The sequence below is a fragment of the Micromonospora sp. LOL_015 genome (assembly GCF_048060275.1).
GTDB lineage: Bacteria > Actinomycetota > Actinomycetes > Mycobacteriales > Micromonosporaceae > Micromonospora_E.
This window is the reverse complement of the sequence record NZ_JBHMIO010000035.1, coordinates 34,814-53,528: the sequence shown is the minus strand read 5'-3', so window position 1 is coordinate 53,528 and position 18,715 is coordinate 34,814. Positions and strand designations below refer to the sequence as shown.

Here is an 18,715-nt window from a genome sequence, read left to right as displayed (position 1 = left end):
CGGGCAGCGACACGCCGAAAGTCGTCACCCGCCCACGGCCGACTTTGATACACGCCCTAGGGCCGGGCTTCGGCCCGGACCGGCGGCGGCGGGGCCGGGCCCGGGGTGGGTTAGGGTCGTTGCCGTGGCGGAACTCGATGTCATCACCGAGCGGTCGGATCCGGCCGTCCAGCGAATCATCGACGTCACCAAGCATTCGCGATCCGTCGTGCGGACCGTGCTGATCGAGGACGCCGAGCCGCTGGTGCAGGCAATCCACGCCGGGCTGGAGTTCATCGAGGTCTACGGGGTGCAGACCAGCCCGCTGCCCGACGAGGTGATCACCGCATGCCGGCGGGAGGGAATCCCGGTCCGCCTGGTCGCGGCCCCGATCATGAACGACCTGTTCCGGACCGACAAGAAGCCCAAGGCGTTCGGGATTGCCCGGGTCCCGAGACCGTGGAGCTTCGACGAGCTGTCCCGTACGACCGGCGACCTCGTCGTCCTGGACGGGGTGAAGATCGTCGGCAACATCGGGGCCATCGTGCGGACGTCGTTCGCGCTCGGCGCCGGTGGCATCGTGCTGGTGGACAGCGACCTGACCACCATCGCGGACCGGCGGCTGATCAGGGCCAGCCGGGGTTACGTCTTCTCGCTGCCGATCGTGCTCGCGTCGCGGGCCGAGGCGACCGGCTACTTCCGGCGTACCGGTATTCCGTTGATCGCCTTCGACGCCGACGGTGACCTCGCGGTCAGCGATCTGCGTGACGCGGACGAGCAGCTGGCGCTGCTGCTGGGGAGCGAGAAGACCGGTACGTCGCGCTCCTTCGAGAGCATTTCCCGCCATTCGGTGTCGATCCCCATCGACCCGGCCGCAGAGTCGCTGAACGTCTCCGTCTGCGCCGGGATCGCACTCTACGAGCGTTACCACTGGAACCTCGCCGACCGGCGGCGCCCGCCACAGGCCACCGCACCCAACCCGCAGCAGCCGGCCAAGCGCCGCGCCAGAAAGCCTGCGTCGTCGTCCGGCGGGTCAGGCCGCCGCCGCTGAGCCACGCGGCTTCGCCTGCCCTACGGCGGCGGATAGAACATGCCCTGTGCGGTCACCGACGGACTGGCCGCCGGCTCGTTGCCGGCGGCGTCGACGGCGACCACCGTGTACGTGTGCCAGGTCGCCCCGCCCACCGGCAGCGTCAGCTGGGTCCCGTCGGTCGCGCCGACGACGGTCGCGCCCTCGTACACCCGGTAGCTGACGGCAGGCTCGCCCCCGGTGGAGGCGGACCACACCAGGGTGAGCCGAGCGTCGGTGGGCCAGGCGCCGGGGGCGTTGCCGGCCACCTCGAGCGACGCCGGCGCCGCCGGCCGGGCGGCGGGACCGGGCGCGGTGGTGACCCGCACCTGGGCGGAGCGCGGGGTCTCGCCGCAGGACCGCAGGCGGGGCGGACCGCGCGGGATCGCCGGCGGCGGTCGTGGCGCTGGTCGAGCCGACCAGTTCGGTGGATCCGGGGCTGCGCTGGTCGAGCCGGAAGAGCCGGATCTGGTGATCGGTGGCGGGCGCCAGATTGCCGACCCGGGGCGCTGGTCAGCGACGTCCAGCCCAGGCTGACGCCGTCCACCCGCAGGTCCAGCTCGCCGCCGAGCGGGTGCCGGGGCCAGCAGAGCGAGACCGCCGACGCGGTGGCGGCGGTGACGGTGATCGGCAGGGTCGGGGTCGGCAGACCGGTGCGTCGGCACCATGTCAAGCGCGGGCCGACCGCACCCGCGGGCATCGCTGCGCTGATCGCCGCCAATCTCGCCCGTACCCCGCAATCCGATCAGGTGCCGCGTGGTCTATCAAAAAGACCCTTATGTCATGACAAAAATGAACCAGTTCTTGTTTGAGTTGCCGACTTGAGATATTCAGATGGTGATAGAGAACTACCGATCATGACTTCTATTTGGATTACTGACTGGGGACCGGAAATACAGAGCAAAGAATGACCTGACACCGCCCAGACGTGAATCGGTTTCACGGACGACGTTCACGCACGACCCACACCCGATGCATCGGAGCAAGATTCAGGCCTACACCAAGGGAGCACTCGTCGTCTCACAAGACGCATTTCCAACAAAGAGCCAGGCCACCCTGCAAGGCTAGCTGTTCATCCGCTGGAAAGTGCGCCTCCACCGCACCCCCTGTGTTCAACGCGATTGGTCACCCCTCGACGGTGACCAGCTGAACGACCTGCGATGGAGAGAACATGAACATCTCCCACGAGTACGACAGCACCCTGTCCCCACCTGCGCCAGAGCCCCGCCCCACCACCGTGGCACGCGCCGCCGCACGGATCGTGACGTATCCGATCCTGATCATCGCCATGATCGTGGTCAGTGTGATCGCGCTGCGGCACGGGTGGAACCTGGGTGCCGTCAACTTCGCCTTTTTGATCGGCACGCTCGCCTATCTCGCAATGCTTGAGCGTCTGATCCCGTACGAACCTACCTGGCACCCGAGCCTACGTGAGTGGCGCTGGTACGGGATCTATTTTCTGCTTACTCTACTCGGCGGCGGGCTGGCACAGCTGCCGATCATGGCTGTCGTCGGCGCGGTCGCCGCGCCCCAGGGGTGGCTGCCCCTGTGGGTGGAGATGCCGTTCGCGCTGCTGCTCGGTTCGCTGGCCAGCTATGTGATGCACCGGCTCGGGCACACCAACGCCTGGCTGTGGCGACTCCACGGGGTACACCACGTGCCTGACAAGGTCAATGTCGGCAACAACGGCGTCAACCACATATTCGACATCGTGCTCGCCCAGAGCGCGGTGCAGTTGACGCTCGCCTTCACCGGTTTCTCCGAGCCGGCCGTCTTCGTCATCGGCCTGTTTGTCATCGTGCAGGGCTACTTCATCCACGCCAACATCGACGTACGCATCGGTTGGCTGAACTATGTCTTCACCAGTCCTGAGCAGCACCGTCTGCATCACAGCACGGACCTTGCCGAGGCAGGTAACTTTGGCTCCGATCTGTCGATCTGGGATCAGCTTTTCGGCACCTTCACATGGCGTTCGGGTCGCCTCCCGGTAGCGGTCGGGCTGCACGATCCGACATCGTTCCCACCGACCGGCGACGTCGTCGCCAGTCTGTTGCACCCATGGCGCGCCCGCGCCGGCGCCAGGGGTCCACGTCGCTGACAACCACGCGCATTCCACAGCTCGTCCGTACCGCGACTCAGAAGGACTTGACCATGATGTACTCCCGCGCGGCCGGGGCACAAGTGCAGGATCCGGCAAATGCCGGCGGCTCGGAAAAGATTGCCATCATCGGCATCGGCTGCCGTATGCCCGGTGGTGCCTCGGACTACCGGACGTTCTGGCGGAACGTCGTCAAGGGTCGGGATTGCATTACCGAAACGCCCTCGGACCGCTACGACGTCGCCACCCTCGGCAGCCGGGACAGGACCAAGCCGGGGCGACTGGTCGGTGGCCGGGGCGGCTACATCGACGGAGTGGCCGAATTCGACCCGGCCTTCTTCGGCATCAGCCCCCGAGAGGCCGAGCACATGGATCCGCAGCAGCGCAAGCTGCTGGAGGTCAGCTGGGATGCGCTGGAGGACGGCGGACAGAAGCCGACAGAGCTGGCCGGACGGGACGTCGGGGTGTTCATCGGCGCGTTTACATTGGACTACAAGATCCTGCAGTTCGCGGACCTGAGCTTCGAGACCCTGGCGGCGCACACCGCGACCGGAACCATGATGACCATGGTGTCGAACCGCATCTCGTACTGCTTCGACTTCCGCGGCCCCAGCGTGTCGATTGACACCGCGTGTAGTTCCTCCCTGGTAGCCGTACACCTGGCCCGGCAGAGCCTGCTGCGCGGGGAGATCGACCTCGCGCTCGCCGGCGGGACACTGCTGCACCTGACCCCGCAGTACACCATCGCCGAGACGAAGGGGGGCTTCCTCTCCGCGGAGGGCCGCTCACGCCCCTTCGACGCGTCGGCCAACGGGTACGTCCGCGCCGAGGGCGTCGGGGCGGTCGCGCTGAAACGCCTGTCGGACGCGCTGGCGGACGGTGATCCGATCCACGCGGTGATCATCGGCAGTGGCGTCAACCAGGACGGCCGGACCAATGGCATCACCGTGCCGAACGCCGACGCTCAGGCCATCCTCATCGAGCGGGTGTGCGCCGAGGCCGGGATCGCCCCGGGCAGCCTGCAGTACGTGGAGGCGCACGGCACCTCCACCCCGGTCGGTGACCCTGTCGAGGCCAAGGCGCTGGGCCGGGTGCTGGCGATCGGCCGCCGGCCCGGGGAGACCTGCTACATCGGGTCGGTGAAGACGAACATCGGGCACACCGAGTCCGCCGCCGGCGTCGCCGGCCTGATCAAGACCGCGATGTCCGTGAAGCACCGCACCATCGCCCCGCAGATCAACTTCGATCAGGTCAACCCCGAGATCGATCTGACGTCCCTGCCGTTCGAGATCCCTACCGCGCCCACACCGTGGCCGCAGCACCAGGGGCCGGCCCGTGCCGGGGTCAACTCCTTCGGCTTCGGCGGCACCAATGCACATGTGCTGCTCGAGGAGCCACCGCAACGGCCGGCCGTGGTCGCGCCCTCGGCCGGCCCTCCGGCGTACACGATCCTTCCCCTGACCGCCCGCGACCCCGACGTGCTGCCGGCTCTCGCCGAAGGCATCCGCAGGGAGTTGGCCGGGGCCGACGGACACGATGCCGTCGCGCTGGCCGATCTCGGCTACACGCTGGCCCGCCGCCGCCAGCACCACGAACACCGTGTGTCTATCGTGTACCCGAGCCGGTCTCCGACGCACTCGGACCGGGCGGCGCTGGACGCGGCACTGGCCGCCTATCTGCGGGGCGATCCGCATCCACACGTGTTCGTCGACCAGCGGCGTGACACGCGCGAGCGCGCGTTGGTATGGGTGTTCACCGGCATGGGTCCGCAGTGGTGGGCGATGGGTCGCCAACTGTACGCCGACGAGCCGGTGTACCGGGACGCGATCGACCGCTGCGACCGGGCGATCCGGCGGATCACCGGCTGGTCGTTGATCAACGAGCTGAACGCCGACGAGGTCGACTCGCGCATGGCCGAGACCTGGCTCGCGCAACCGGCCAACTTCGCGGTCCAGGTCGGCCTGGCAGCTCTGTGGCGCAGCTACGGCGTACGGCCCGACGCGATCGTCGGACACAGCACCGGTGAGGTGGCGGCCTTCTACGAGGCCGGTGTCTACTCCCTCGACGAGGCGGTCAGGATCGTCGTACACCGCAGCCGGCTGCAGCAGAAGCTCGTCGGGACCGGCACCATGCTCGCGGTCGGGCTCACCGAAGCCGAGGCTGAACGCCGGATCCGACCGTACGGCGAACGGGTCTCCGTGGCCGCGGTCAACAGCCCCGCAGCGGTGACCCTCGCCGGTGACGAGACCGCCCTCGCCGACCTCGCCGCCGACCTCACCGCGGAACAGACCTTCGCCAAACTCGTCGCCGTACGCGTGCCGTACCACAGCCCCGCCATGGACATGATCAAGGACGAGCTGCTCGCCTCACTGCACGGCCTCGCCCCGCGCCCCGCCCGGGTGCCCGTCTACCTCACCGGACAGGACGGCGTGGCGCAGGGCCCCGAACTCGACGCCGGCTACTGGTGGCGCAACGTCCGCGACAGCGTACGGTTCCGTGGCGCGGTCGATCGGCTCATCGACGACGGGTACCGCCAGTTTCTCGAGATCGGCCCGCACCCGGTACTCAGCCACTCCATCCAGGAATGTCTCGCCAGCAGGGACGTGCATGGTCGTACCCTGCCGTCGATCCGGCGGGGCGCAGACGAACCGCAGCGCGTGGTCATGACCCTCGCCGCCCTGCACAGCCTCGGTGTGGAGATCGCCTGGGACGTCCTGCAACCGGTCGGAGCCCCGGTGCCGCTCCCCCGGTACCCGTTCCGACGCGACCGCTACTGGGTGGAGCCGCGCTCGGTCGCGCAGATCCGGCTCGGACAGCGGGACCACCCGTTACTCGGCCGCCGGTTGTCCAACGCCGAGCCCACCTGGGAGGTGAAGCTCGACACCGAGGACATGCCGTACCTCGACGACCACCGCATCCAGGGAAACGCCGTGTTCCCGGCCGCCGGCTACCTCGAGATGGCGGCGCAGGCGGTCAACGCGCTCACCGGCGGCGGCGGGGCGACCCTGGCCGGCATCGAACTGCGCAAGGCCCTGTTCCTGTCCGCCGGTGAGTCCCGGACCGTGCAGCTGTCGGTGACCGCCGAATCCGGCGAGTTCACCGTGGCTTCGATCACCGGCGACGCCGCCGACCACCCTGTGCACGCCAGCGGGATCCTGCTCGCCGGCCAACCCGGCCGGCACGTTCCCCGGTTGGCCGCCGACACGGTACGGCAGCGCCTGGCACACCACCGCGACGGCGTGCGGTGCTACGCCGACCTCGCCGCCCTCGGCTACCACTACGGCCCGGCCTTCCAGGGCATCGAGCAGGTGTGGATCGGCCCGGACGAGGCACTGGCCCGGATCCGGCTCCCGGCCGCACTCGACGGCTCCGCCGACGGCTACCACGTCCACCCGGTGCTGCTCGACGCCTGCTTCCAGACCCTGCTGACCCCGCAACTGCTCGACGCCGCAGGTCCGGGCGAGGAACACACCGGCATCCGGCTGCCGTTGTCGATCGCGGAGGTACGCCTCGACCCCGTCGGTGGCCAGGCGCTGTGGGCGCACGCGACGATCGTGCAACGTGACGCCGACGGATTGACCGGCGACATCGCGGTCTACGCCGACGACGGCACCCCGGTGGGCCGGATCGGCGGCTTCCGCGCCACAGACGTGGAGAAGACCACCGCCGCTGTCGGGGTCGGCACGATCGACAGCTGGCTCGCCGAACTCCAGTGGATCCGGCGGGAACCCCTGGCCGACCCTGCGGCGCAACCCACCGCCGCCGATCGCGCCAATGGCCGGTGGCTGGTCTTCGCCGACCGAGCCGGCCTGGCCGAGGAGCTGGCCGATCTGGTGTCGATCCGCGGCGGTCAATGCCACCTCGTACGGCCCGGACCTGGCTACCACCTCGACCACGACGGCGCGGGCTCGACGGTGCGACCGGGCCGCGCCGACGAACTGCACCGCCTCCTCACCGAGTTGCGCGCGGCCGGCTCCGGACCGTTCCACAACGTGGTGCACCTGTGGGGCCTGGACCTGCCGCCGCTTGACCGCGCCGCCATCGGCGAGTTCGCCGAGCACACCAGCCTCGGCGTCTACTCCCTGGTCGCGCTCGCTCAGGCACTGCTGGCCCAGGGACACGACGGTCGGCTGCACGTCGTCGCCAGAGGCGCCCAGGCGGTGCAGGCAGCGGATCCGGTTGCGCCGATGGCCGCGCCCGCCTGGGGCGTCTGCCGAGTGCTGCGCCACCAGGAGTTGATCAACCACCCGGGCAAGTTGATCGACCTCGACCCGGCCGGCGGCCGGGACCGGGCCGGACGGCGGGCGGAGGCGGCGGCCCTGCTACGGGAGCTGGCCGTCGACGACGAGGACGAGATCGCCCTGCGCGGCGACCACCGGTACACCAGCCGACTACGCCCGGCCGGCGAACTGACCCGCCCGCTACCGCTGCGCCTGCGCGCCGACGGCACCCACCTGGTGACCGGCGCGTTCGGCGCGCTGGGCCGGCTGCTGTGCCGCACCCTGGTACGTCGGGGTGCCCGCCGGCTCATCCTCGTCGGGCGCAGCCCGGTCCCGCCCCGACAGCGGTGGGGCGAGCCTGGCTGGGACGGCGCGGTCCGCGACCGGATCGACTTCCTCATGGAGCTGGAGACGCGCGGCTGCCAACCGATCCTGGCCCAACTCGACGTCACCGACGAAGCCGCGCTGACCGGCTGGCTGGCCGATCACCGCGCCAGCCAGGCACCGCCGATCCGCGGCGTGTTCCACCTCGCCGGCCAGGTCCGCGACACGCTGCTTCCCGAGATGGACCGGGCGGCGTTCGACACCGCGTACGCGCCGAAAGTGCTCGGCGCCTACCTGCTGCACCGCCACCTGAGCGACGAGCCGCTGGAGCACTTCGTGCTGTTCGCCTCGATCGCCTCGCTGCTCACCACCGCCGGGCAGAGCAACTACGCGGCCGGCAACGCCTTCCTGGACGCGCTGGCGCAGCATCGCCGCGCCACCGGACTGCCGGCGCTGAGCCTGGACTGGGGGCCGTGGGCCACCGGAATGATCGAGGAACTCGGCCTGGTCCACCACTACCGGCACAGCCGCGGGATGAGTTCGCTGTCGCCGGCCGCCGGCATGGCGGTGCTCGAACGGGTGATCGGTCAGGACCGGGCCCAGCTGCTGGTGGCCACCATCGTGGACTGGCCAACCTTCCTGTCCTGGTACACCTCCGTACCCCCGCTGGTGGCCGACCTCGCGGCGACGGCCGCGCAGCCGCCGGACGCGGGCGGCGACACCTTCCTTGGCGTGTTCCGCGACGCCGACGGTGACCAGCGGCACCAGCTGCTCCGCGAGCGGTTCACCGCGGTGGTGGCGGCCGTGCTCAGGGTTCCCCCGGAACGGGTGGACCCGGCATCCAGCATCGCCGCGCTGGGACTGGACTCGCTGCTCGCCATGGAGCTGCGCGCCCGCATCGCGGCCGAGATCCACGTCGCCCTGCCGGTGGTGGCGCTACTCAGCGGCGCACCGGTCGCCGACCTTGTCGAGCAGGCGCACGAGGAGCTCGTCGACCTGCTCGCCACGGACGCCGCCACCGTCGGCGCCGACGTCGAGGTGTACAGCGACGAGCAATGCTATCCGTTGACCCAGAACCAGAAGGCGCTGTGGTTCCTCAAGCAGCTCAACCCCGACGGCTACGCCTACAACATCGGCGGCGCGGTCGAGGTGCGGGTCGAACTGGACGCGGAGCTGATGTTCGAGGCCGTCCGGGCCCTCATCGCGCGCCATCCCAGCCTGCGGGCGAACTTCCTGCTCGAACAGGGCCAGTCGGACCGGGGCCGGGCCGGGCACCGCCAGCCGGTACAACGGATCCATTCGGAGATCAGGGCGGACGTCGCCCTGTTCGACGTGCGCGACCGGGCGTGGCCCGACGTCTACCAGATGATCATTCAGGAGTACCGCCGCCCGTACGACCTCGAGCGCGATCCGCTGGTGCGCTTCCGGCTGTTCCGGCTCGACCAACAGCGGTGGGTCATCATGAAGGCCGTTCACCACATCATCTCGGACGCCATCTCCACCTTCACCTTCATCGAAGAGCTGCTCGCCGTCTACGAAGGGCTGCGCCGGGGCGCACCCGCGCAGCTGCCGCCGGTGTCCGCCCGCTACCTGGACTTCCTCAACTGGCAGAACAGGTTTCTCGGCAGCCCGCAGGCGCGCAGGTCGCTGGACTACTGGCGTTCGCACCTGCCAGCCGAGGTGCCGATGCTGAACCTGCCGACCGACAAACCACGTCCGGCGGTGCAGACCAACAACGGAGCTTCGGAGTTCTTCACCCTGGATCCGGACCTCACCGCACGGGTGCACGCGACGGCCCGCGACCACAACGCGACCGTGTTCATGGTGCTGCTGTGCGCCTACTTCGTCCTGCTGCACCGCTACTCCGGGCAGGACGACGTGATCGTGGGCAGCCCGGTGACCGGGCGGACCGAGGAAGAATTCGCCTCGACCTACGGGTACTTCGTCAACCCGCTGCCGTTGCGCGCCGACCTGTCCGGCGATCCGTCGATCGCCGACCTGCTGAACCAGGTACGCACGACGGTGCTCAACGGGCTGGACAACCAGGACTACCCGTTCGTGCTGTTGGTGGAACAGCTGGGCCTGCACCACGATCCCAGCCGGTCGGCGGTCTTTCAGACGATGTTCATCCTGCTCACCCACAAGGTGGCGACGGAGAAGTACGGCTACCGGCTGGAGTACATCGAACTTCCGGAGGAGGAAGGGCAGTTCGACCTGACGCTGTCGGTCTACGAGGACGAGGCCGACCACCAGTTCCACTGCGTCCTCAAGTACAACACCGACCTGTTCCTGCCCGAGACCGTACGACGGATCGCCCGGCACTACGTCCAGCTGCTCGACACGATGAGCAGGTCGGCGCCCGAGCAGCCGGTCCGGCAGCTGGAGCTGCTCGACGCGGACGAACGCGAACGTCTCCTCGACGACTGGAGTGGCGCCCGGCAGCAGGTCGCGCACGACGTCCCGGTCCACGAGCTGGTGGCCAGGGTCGCCGCGCAGCAGCCGGACGCCGTCGCCGTCGTGGCGCCGGCGGGTCCCAGCGGCGCGGCCGGCGGATCCGTCGACACTCGCCGGCTGGACTACGCCACCCTGGAACGGCGGTCGCGGCAACTCGCGCACCAGCTGCGCCGCCTCGGCGTACGTGACGGCGCGGTGGTCGCCCTCTGCCTGGACAAGTCTCCGGAGCTGATCACCGCGGTGCTCGCGGTACTGCGGGCCGGCGGTGCCTATCTGCCGCTCGACGCCGGCTATCCGGCGGAACGGATGGCGTACATGCTGCGCAACGCCGAAGCCACCCTGGTGCTCGCCGACGGCGCGGCCCACGACAGCATCAGCGGCATGGTCGGCGGGTCCGGCCAGGTGCTGGACCTGCACTCGCTGCTGCGGGCGGCCGGAAACGAGCCCGACGCCGCCCTCGACGTACGCATCGGCCTGGACGACCCGGCCTACGTCATCTACACCTCCGGTTCAACCGGTCTGCCGAAGGCCGTCCAGGTCACCCACCGCAACCTGGCCGCGGTGTACGGCGGCTGGCGACAGGAGTACCGCCTCGACGAGGTGCGGGTACACCTGCAGATGGCCAGCTTCGCGTTCGACGTGTTCGCCGGCGACCTCGTCCGCGCGCTCTGCTCCGGCGGCACCCTGGTCCTGGTCGACCGCGATCTGTTGTTCAACACCGACCGGCTGTACCGCACGATGATCAGCGAACGCGTCGACTGCGGCGAGTTCGTCCCCGCCGTCGCCCGCGGGCTGGTCACCTACTGTGAACGGGAGGGGCGCCGGCTGGATTTCATGCGCCTGCTGATCGTCGGCTCCGACATCTGGACCGTCGAGGAGTACCAACGGCTGCGCGCGCTCGGCGGCCCGCGCACCCGGGTGGTCAACTCGTACGGCCTGAGCGAAGCGACCATCGACAGCACCTATTTCGAGGGCTCGCCGGCCGCCCTCGATCCCGGCCACGTCGTACCGATCGGGCGGCCGTTCCCGAACAGCGCCGTCTATCTGCTCGACGAGCAGGGCGGGCCGGTGCCGCCCGGCGTACCCGGCGAGTTGTGGGTCGGTGGCCACGGCGTAGCGACCGGCTATGTCGGCGACGCCGAGCAGACCGCGCAGCGTTTCGTCACCCGGACGTTGAGCCGTCGGCCGGGTGCCCTGCCGGTGCGGCTGTACCGCACCGGAGACCTCGCCCGCTGGGCGGCCGACGGCGTCCTGCACCTGTTGGGCCGGGCGGACACACAGGTCAAGGTACGCGGACATCGAGTCGAGACCGGTGAGGTCGAGTCCCTGCTGAAGGCGCTGCCCGCCGTGGCGGAGGCGGTGGTCGTGGTCCGCCCGGACGCCGGTGGCGAAGCCGTCCTGTGCGCGTACTACGTGCCGGCCGACGGTGCGGAGCTGGACCGGCGGGAACTGCGCAGCCACCTCGCCGGCCAGCTGCCCACGTTCATGATCCCGGCGTACCTCGGCCAACTGTCGGCGCTGCCGCTGACCCCCAACGGCAAGGTCGACGTGGCGGCGCTCCCACCGCCTGGTCCAGACCCCGAACAGGGGCGGTACGACCCGCCGGTGACGCTGTACGAGACCCGGATGGCCGAGCACTGGCGGGCGCTGCTCAACCTCGACGAGATCGGACTTCGGCAGGACTTCTTCGAGGTGGGAGGAAGCTCGATCAAACTCGTCGAGCTGATCTACAGCCTGCAGACCGAGTTCAACATAGAGATCCCGGTCAGCCGTCTCTTCCAGATCACCACCCTGCACGGCATGGCGAGAACGGTGGAGCACATCGTCACCGGGCGGCTCAGCGGCGGGCAGCCGTATCTGACGTTCAACCCGGCGAACCGTCCCGCGCTGTTCTGCTTCCCACCGGCCGGCGGGCACGGGCTGATCTACCGGCAGTTCGTCATGCACCTGTCCGAGTACCACGCCGTGGGGTTCAACCACGTTCCCGGCGACGACAAGGTCGTCCAGTATGCGGACCTGGTCGACGAGCTACAGCCGGACGGCGACTGCCGGCTGCTCGGCTATTCGCTCGGCGGCAACCTCGCCTTCGAGGTGGCGAAGGAGCTCGAACGCCGGGGCCGGACCGTGCGGCACGTGGTCATCGTCGACTCGTACCGCATCGGCGCGGAGTTCGAGTTCGGCCCGGAACAGTTCGCGGCGTTCGAGCGGGAACTCGCCGAGCACCTGCGCCGGCACACCGGTTCGGAGATTGTCGCCCAGGAGACCCGGGAACAGGCCCGCGAATACATCGAGTTCTGCGCCCGTACCCCGAACCTGGGGTCCGTCGCGGCACCGGTGACGGTGATCAGCGACCAGGACCGGATGGAGTTCTACGCGGCGGGTACGCGCGGCAGCTGGGCTGGCGCGTCACGCAGGCACGACGGCCTGCTCGCCGGGTTCGGCACCCACGCCGAGATGTTCGACCGGGAGTTCGCCGCCCGCAACGCCGGCCTGGTCCGCGGCGTCCTGGCCGACCCCGACCCCGACCCCGACCCCGACCCCGGCTCCGACCCCGGAGAACGTCCCACGCCCGCTACGAACCGCGACCCGTCGCTTGCTCCAGTCGACTGACCATCGAGGAGGCACCGACCATGCCAGAGTCGAAACCCGCCCGGGAAACGATGATCATCATCGGTGGTGGCCTAGGTGGTCTCGCCACCGGCTGCTACGCGCAGATGAACGGCTACCGCACCCACACGTTCGAGATGCACGAGTTGCCGGGCGGCTGCTGCACCGCCTGGGACCAGGGTGAGTTCACCTTCGACTGGTGTGTGAGCTGGCTGCTCGGCAGCGGGCCCGGCAACGACATGCACCAGATCTGGCTCGAACTCGGCGCGCTGCAGGGCAAGGAGATGCGCGACTTCGAGACGTTCAACATCGTCCGTGGCCGGGACGGACGGACCGTCTACTTCTACTCCGACCCCGACCGGTTGCAGGAGCACCTGCTGTGGCACTCGCCCGCCGACGCGCGGCTCATCCGCGACTTCTGCGCCGGAATCCGCACCTTCAAGAAGCTGCTCAACGCCTACCCGTTCCTCAAGCCGGTCGGCCTGATGCGGCCGTGGGAACGGTGGCGGATGCTCGCCGCCTTCCTGCCGCACTTCAACACCATCCGCAGGTCGATCACGACACTGATGACCGACTACTCCGCCAAATTCAAAGATCCGCTGCTGCGGGAGGCGTTCAACTTCATCCTGTACGAGCGACATGCGAGCTTTCCGGTGCTGCCCTTCTACTTCCAACTCGCGGCGCACGCCGGGCGCACCGCCGGCGTGCCGGAGGGGGGTTCGCTCGGCCTGGCCCGCTCGATCGAGCAGCGCTACCTGCGGCTCGGCGGCAAGATCACGTACAACGCGAAGGTCGACGAGGTGCTGGTCGAGAACGACCGGGCGGTCGGGGTCCGACTCAGCGACGGACGTGAGCACCGCGCCGACATCGTCGTCGCCACCTGCGACGGGCACACGACGGTCACCAAGCTCCTGAACGGCCGCTACCTCAACGAGACCTACCGTCGCCTGTACACCGAGACCATCGACGAGCCAGGCCAGGTCTACCCCGGGTACGTCAGTGCGTTCTTCGGCCTCGACCGGCCGTATCCGGACGCAGACCCGTGCACCACTCACCTGCTGTCGCCCGAGGAGGCGACAGGCCTGGTCGGCATCGGCGAGCACCCCAGCGTCAACGTACAGTTCCGCAGCCGGCACTACCCCGAGCTCTCCCCAGCGGAAACCTCGGTCGTGTTCGTCACCTTCTTCTCCGACACCGGAGCCTGGCGGCAGCTGGTGGCGGGACCGGAGCAGGCGAGCCGGGTCCGCAAGGGCGAACTGCTGCACACCCTGCGGGTGCGCCGTGGCCGCACCTACTACGCCGCGAAGCGACAGGTACGCACCGCCCTGCTCGGCCTGCTGGACGAGCGTTACCCCGGGCTCGCGGACTCGGTCGTGGCGCACGACATCGCGACGCCGCTGACACAGATCCGCTACACCGCCAACCACGACGGCTCGATCGCCGGCTGGCAACCGTTCGTCGACGGCGGCGAAACGATGGAGAAGGAGCTGGAAAAGCACGGCCCAGTGCTCCCTCGGCTGGAGAATTTCTATCTGGCCGGTGTCTGGACCACGATCGGCGGGCTCATCCGGGCCGCTGCCAGCGGCCGACATGTCGTGCAGTTCATCTGCCGCGACGACGGTCGGCCCTTCACCGCCGACATCGACGACACAGCGCCGCCGCCCACGCAGGTGACGGTGCCCGTACCGGCCACACCCTCGCTGGCCTTCCCCGCTGAGGGACACCCGTCCGTTCTCACCCGGCAAGGAGCCTGACTTGAAGATCGCAAAGTGGGTCGTACGCGAGCACGTCGATGGCGTCCCCGACACCGACCGGATCTACGAAAAGGTGACCGAGGAGGCACCGGTCGCGCTCGGTGACGACGAGATGCTGTTTCAGACGCGGTACGTCTCGGTCGATCCGTACCTGCACGGGCTCGCCCTGGAGACGCCGGTCGGGCAGCACATGATCGCCGACTCGATCATGGAGGTGGTGGAGGCCGGACCGGACGCCCGCTTCCAGGTGGGAGACCTGGTCCAGGGCTATGGCGGTTGGCGTAGCCACGTCGTCGGCACCGGCGGCGAGGTGCTGTGGCAGGGGGAGACGTTCCCGATGGTCTTTCCCGCCTACCGCAAGCTGAATCCGCAGCACTACGACGACGTGCTGCCGGTGACGACGGCGCTGGGAATCATGGGAGGGCCGGGCATCACCGCGTGGGGCACGCTGACGCATTTCCTGACGGTCCGCCCTGGTGACACGCTGGTGATCAGCGGCGCCTCGGGGGCCATCGGGACCCTGGTCGGGCAGCTCGCCAAGCGGGCCGGTGCGCGGCTGGTGGGGACTACCGCGTCCGCGGAGAAGGTCCCGTTCCTCACCGAACTCGGCTTCGACGCCGTCGTCGAGTACCGACACGGCGACGAGCCCGGCCGGGTACGGGAGGCGCTGGTCAAAGCCGCCCCGGACGGCATCGACAGCTACTTCGACAACCTCGGTGGCACGGTCACCGACATGGTCTTCACGATGCTGAACGTGCACAGCCGGGTCGCGGTCTGCTGGCAGTGGGCCACCCAGGTGGGCCGCGAACAGACCGGGCTACGTCTCCTACCGATGATCATGTACCCCCGTGCGACCATCCGGGGCATCTTCGCACACGAGTGGTTCACCGAGGAGAACCTGTCGAAGATGCGCGACGAACTCGGCGGCATGGTCCGTCGCGGGGAACTGACCTACCAGCAGACCGTCCACCACGGATTCGACGAGATTCCGAACGCGTACCACAGCCTCTACCACGACCGGGGCGGTAACCGGGGCAAGGTCCTGGTCGCCGTTTGACATCCTCGCCGCCCTAAACCAAACGGCGGCGATTCCAGCCACGCCGCGCGTGACACGCGCGGCGTTCTGGTGGGTTACCGTTTCACCGCGCGGTGCCGGGACAAGTCCGCCGGGTGGCCCGGGGTGGGATCTCACCCCCGGGCTCCCACAGAGTGAAGTGGGCCGCCGGCGAGGTGCCCATGGCTCCACGGCCCCGGAGGACTTCCCGAAAGGGGTCCGCCGATTCGGAGTCGACCTTTGTCTATGTAACGTGGCGTGACGGCCGGGGTGTGATCAACTCGGGCGTGTCGCTTGTGGAGACGGCGACCGGCATCGTCTGGATCATTCGGGTTGTGTGGACTCGAACGATCAACGGCCGGCCGCCGCGTTGCGAGCGGATGACCGGGTTGGACTCCGATCAGGTCGACTGGTTGGTCGAGCAGGTGGACGCGCTGCTGGACTGGGACCTGCCGGTGGGACGGCCGCGGGCGTTGCCGCTGGACACGGCGCTGGTGATGGTGCTGTTCGGGCTGCGGCACAACCTCGCGTCGGACGTGCTCGGTGAGGTGTTCGGCTGCGGCTCGACGACCGTGGAGCGCTACCGGGAGGAGGTGGAACCGTTGGTGGACGACGTGTTGACCCCGCTGTACGAGCGGGTCCGTGACCCGGCCCGTCGGGACGCGGTCCTGGTCGATGGTCTGGTCGTGCCGGTCGGGGAACGCGACGACGTCGACGGGTTGTTCTCCGAGAAGAAGGGCTTCTGCGGGCAGAACGTGCAGGTGGTCGCCAACCTCGCGGGACGGGTGGTCGACGTGGGTGATCCGTGTCCGGGGGTCTCGACTCCACCGATCGGCGCACCAGTGTCCTCTTCGGTGACGGTGCCGGAGCCGTGGATGAGGAGCCGCACCTGCTGATTTCCGCTCAAGGGACGGGCCCTTCCCCTCCGCAGTGCCCCTCGGGAACGTCTCGGTCTAACAGGTTGCCGTTCCGGGCCACCTACGGCCAGCGATCGGCGGTTGCTACCTAACGCCGTGCGGACCGGGCGCCTTGCCGCATACCGATCGTGTCGGGTAGACCCGAACCCGGCGCTCAGCTCATACAGCCCTGCTACAGCCTCCGTGCTGGTGGTTCTCGGGGTACTTCAAGATTACATCGACGCAAGTGAGGCCCTGACCAGCAAGCCTGCTGGTCAGGGCCGCTCTCTGAGCCGCCTGACGGAATCGAACCGTCGACCTACGCATTACGAGTGCGTCGCTCTGCCGACTGAGCTAAGGCGGCAACGATCAACCAGTGTACGGCACCGGGCGGAGATCACGCCGGGCGGCCGAGAGGCACCGACGGGGCAGCCGAGGGCCGGCCACGGGTGACAGGCGTCGATGACCGACAGTAGGCTCCAGACGTGTGACGGACGAACCGAGCACGCCAGCCCCAGCCGCCGACCCGGCCGGCCCCGACCCGATCGATCCGGACCCAGCCGCCGCCGAACATCACCGGCCCCGGTCGCTGGACCCGAGGGAGCTCGGCTTCGCCCCGCGACCCCCGGTGCCCTGGCTGGCCCCGATGCTGCTGCTCAGCACCGGGCTACGCACCCTGCTGGCGATGCTGTTCGGCGCGTACCTCGACAAGCGGGAACTGCAGGGCGCGCTCCCCGACGACGTGCACCACCACGACGCCGTCGACGGGGAGCTGTGGATCGACTACGTGGCCGACCTGGGTGACGGCTTCCCGGCCACCTACTCGCTGGCGTACCTGCTGGCACAGCCGGAGCTGGACGTCGACGGCGTCGGCCGGCTGCGCCGCGGCGACCTGCTGGTGATGGGCGGCGACCAGGTCTACCCGGCGGCCAGCGGCGAGGCGTACGAGGACCGGAGCAAGGGGCCGTACCAGGCGGCCTTCCCGAAGCCGCCGGCCGGGCAGCCGCGACCCACGCTGTACGCCATCCCCGGCAACCACGACTGGTACGACGGGCTCACCGCGTTCCTGCGGCTGTTCGCCCGCCGACGCGACGCCATCATCGGCGGCTGGCGGACCGAGCAGAAACGGTCGTACTTCGCCACCCGGCTGCCGAACGACTGGTGGCTGTTCGCCATCGACGAGCAGTTCGGCGCGTACCTGGACGACCCGCAGCTGATCTACTTCGAGAAGGCGGCCGAGCAGCTCAAGCCGGGTGACCGGGTGATCCTGGCGGTGCCGGAACCGACCTGGGTCAAGGCGGTCGGCGACCCGCAGGCCTACGACGCGGTAGACTACTTCCTGCGTACGGTGGTCAAGCCGACCGGTGCCCGGGTGCCGCTGATGATCTCCGGCGACCAGCACCACTACGCCCGGTACGCCAACCCGGACCGGCAGTTGATCACCTGTGGCGGCGGCGGCGCCTACCTGTCGGCGACGCACAAGTTGCCCGAGCGGATCACCGTACCGCCGGTCGACACCCTTTCCCGCAACGCCAGCCCGCAACGCGACTACGAGCTGGCCGGCCGCTACCCGGAGGCGGCCCGGTCCCGCCGCTACAGTTGGGGGATCTTCCACCGGCTGCCGCGCCGCAACCCGGGCTTCGCCACCCTGCTCGGCACCCTGCAGACGCTGCTGATGCTGGCCGTCGCCGGGGTCATCGTCACCTGGGCCGATCCCGACAACCAGCGACTGTTCAGCATCCCGCTGGTCGCGATGGTGGTGCTCACCCTCGCCGCGTCGGTGGTCTTCGCCAAACCGCCGAGCGCCAGCGGCGCCCGACATTCCCGGCACTGGCTGCTCGGGCTCGGGCACGGTGTCGCGCACATCGCGCTGGCCTGGGTCGGTGCGCTGATCTGGCTGGAGCTACCGTTCGTCGACTGGCCCTGGCCATTGCCGGTGGTCGCCGCCGCAGTCGTCTACGGCCCGGTCGCCGGGCTGGTCGCAAGCCAGCTGACCGCCGGTTACCTGGTGCTGGCCGGCGCGTTCGACGTCAACCTCAACGAGCTGTTCGCCGGGCAGGGCATCGAGGACTCGAAGTGCTTCATCCGGATGCGGATCGCCGCCGACGGGTCGCTGACCCTCTACCCGGTGGCCGTCGACCGGGTGTGCCAGCGCTGGCGGGCCGACCCGCAGGCGCCCGCGCACGCCCCGTGGATCGTGCCGGAGCAGCCGCTGACCACCCGACTCGCCGAGGAACCGATCACCATCCGCTGAGCCGGC

General features: G+C 69.3%; 9 protein-coding genes and 1 tRNA gene. 8 read left to right on the top strand and 2 right to left on the bottom strand.

Annotated features, from left to right (window positions below; translation table 11 throughout):
- Positions 1-124 precede the first annotated feature (124 nt).
- On the top strand, positions 125-1,030 hold the full coding sequence (gene nshR / locus ACFHWU_RS23045; RefSeq protein ID WP_416556468.1) for an NshR/TsnR family 23S rRNA methyltransferase: 906 nt from the start codon (positions 125-127) through the stop codon (positions 1,028-1,030).
- Between the two features lie 20 nt (positions 1,031-1,050).
- Here the strand turns inward: nshR and ACFHWU_RS23040 are convergent, their stop codons facing one another.
- Positions 1,051-1,377, bottom strand: coding sequence for a hypothetical protein (locus ACFHWU_RS23040; RefSeq protein ID WP_416591544.1), 327 nt, complete (start codon positions 1,375-1,377; stop codon positions 1,051-1,053).
- 842 nt (positions 1,378-2,219) lie between these two features.
- On the opposite strand from ACFHWU_RS23040, the gene ACFHWU_RS23035 reads away from it, so the two are divergent.
- The 6 genes from ACFHWU_RS23035 to ACFHWU_RS23010 all read left to right on the top strand — a co-directional run bounded on the left by ACFHWU_RS23035 (position 2,220) and on the right by ACFHWU_RS23010 (position 16,568).
- The gene (locus tag ACFHWU_RS23035) at positions 2,220-3,146 is read left to right on the top strand and encodes a sterol desaturase family protein (protein ID WP_416556466.1); all 927 of its coding nucleotides are present in this window, start codon (positions 2,220-2,222) and stop codon (positions 3,144-3,146) included.
- Positions 3,147-3,199: 53 nt separating this feature from the next.
- A complete protein-coding gene (locus ACFHWU_RS23030) occupies positions 3,200-12,754 on the top strand; it encodes an amino acid adenylation domain-containing protein (RefSeq protein ID WP_416591543.1) in 9,555 nt (3,184 codons plus the stop codon).
- 20 nt (positions 12,755-12,774) lie between these two features.
- Complete coding sequence (locus ACFHWU_RS23025) at positions 12,775-14,505, top strand: phytoene desaturase family protein (protein WP_416591542.1); 1,731 nt, start codon at positions 12,775-12,777, stop codon at positions 14,503-14,505.
- Position 14,506: 1 nt separating this feature from the next.
- On the top strand, positions 14,507-15,562 hold the full coding sequence (locus ACFHWU_RS23020) for an MDR family NADP-dependent oxidoreductase (protein ID WP_416556463.1): 1,056 nt from the start codon (positions 14,507-14,509) through the stop codon (positions 15,560-15,562).
- Positions 15,563-15,894: 332 nt separating this feature from the next.
- Complete coding sequence (locus ACFHWU_RS23015; RefSeq protein ID WP_416591541.1) at positions 15,895-16,455, top strand: transposase family protein; 561 nt, start codon at positions 15,895-15,897, stop codon at positions 16,453-16,455.
- A complete protein-coding gene (locus tag ACFHWU_RS23010) occupies positions 16,365-16,568 on the top strand; it encodes a hypothetical protein (protein ID WP_416591540.1) in 204 nt (67 codons plus the stop codon). The genes ACFHWU_RS23015 and ACFHWU_RS23010 overlap by 91 nt, the downstream gene beginning before the upstream one ends.
- 178 nt (positions 16,569-16,746) lie before the next feature.
- Here the strand turns inward: ACFHWU_RS23010 and ACFHWU_RS23005 are convergent.
- Positions 16,747-16,819: transfer RNA gene (locus ACFHWU_RS23005), tRNA-Thr, on the bottom strand.
- Between the two features lie 123 nt (positions 16,820-16,942).
- On the opposite strand from ACFHWU_RS23005, the gene ACFHWU_RS23000 reads away from it, so the two are divergent.
- Positions 16,943-18,709 (top strand): metallophosphoesterase, encoded by a 1,767-nt coding sequence (locus ACFHWU_RS23000; protein WP_416591539.1) that lies wholly within the window; start codon positions 16,943-16,945, stop codon positions 18,707-18,709.
- Positions 18,710-18,715: the final 6 nt, after the last annotated feature.

Excerpts from the sequence above, each read along its gene's own strand:
- ACFHWU_RS23035 (WP_416556466.1), top strand. The coding sequence starts at position 2,220 with ATGAACATCTCCCACGAGTACGACAGCACCCTGTCCCCACCTGCGCCA.
- ACFHWU_RS23030 (WP_416591543.1), top strand. The coding sequence starts at position 3,200 with ATGATGTACTCCCGCGCGGCCGGGGCACAAGTGCAGGATCCGGCAAAT.
- ACFHWU_RS23025 (WP_416591542.1), top strand. The coding sequence starts at position 12,775 with ATGCCAGAGTCGAAACCCGCCCGGGAAACGATGATCATCATCGGTGGT.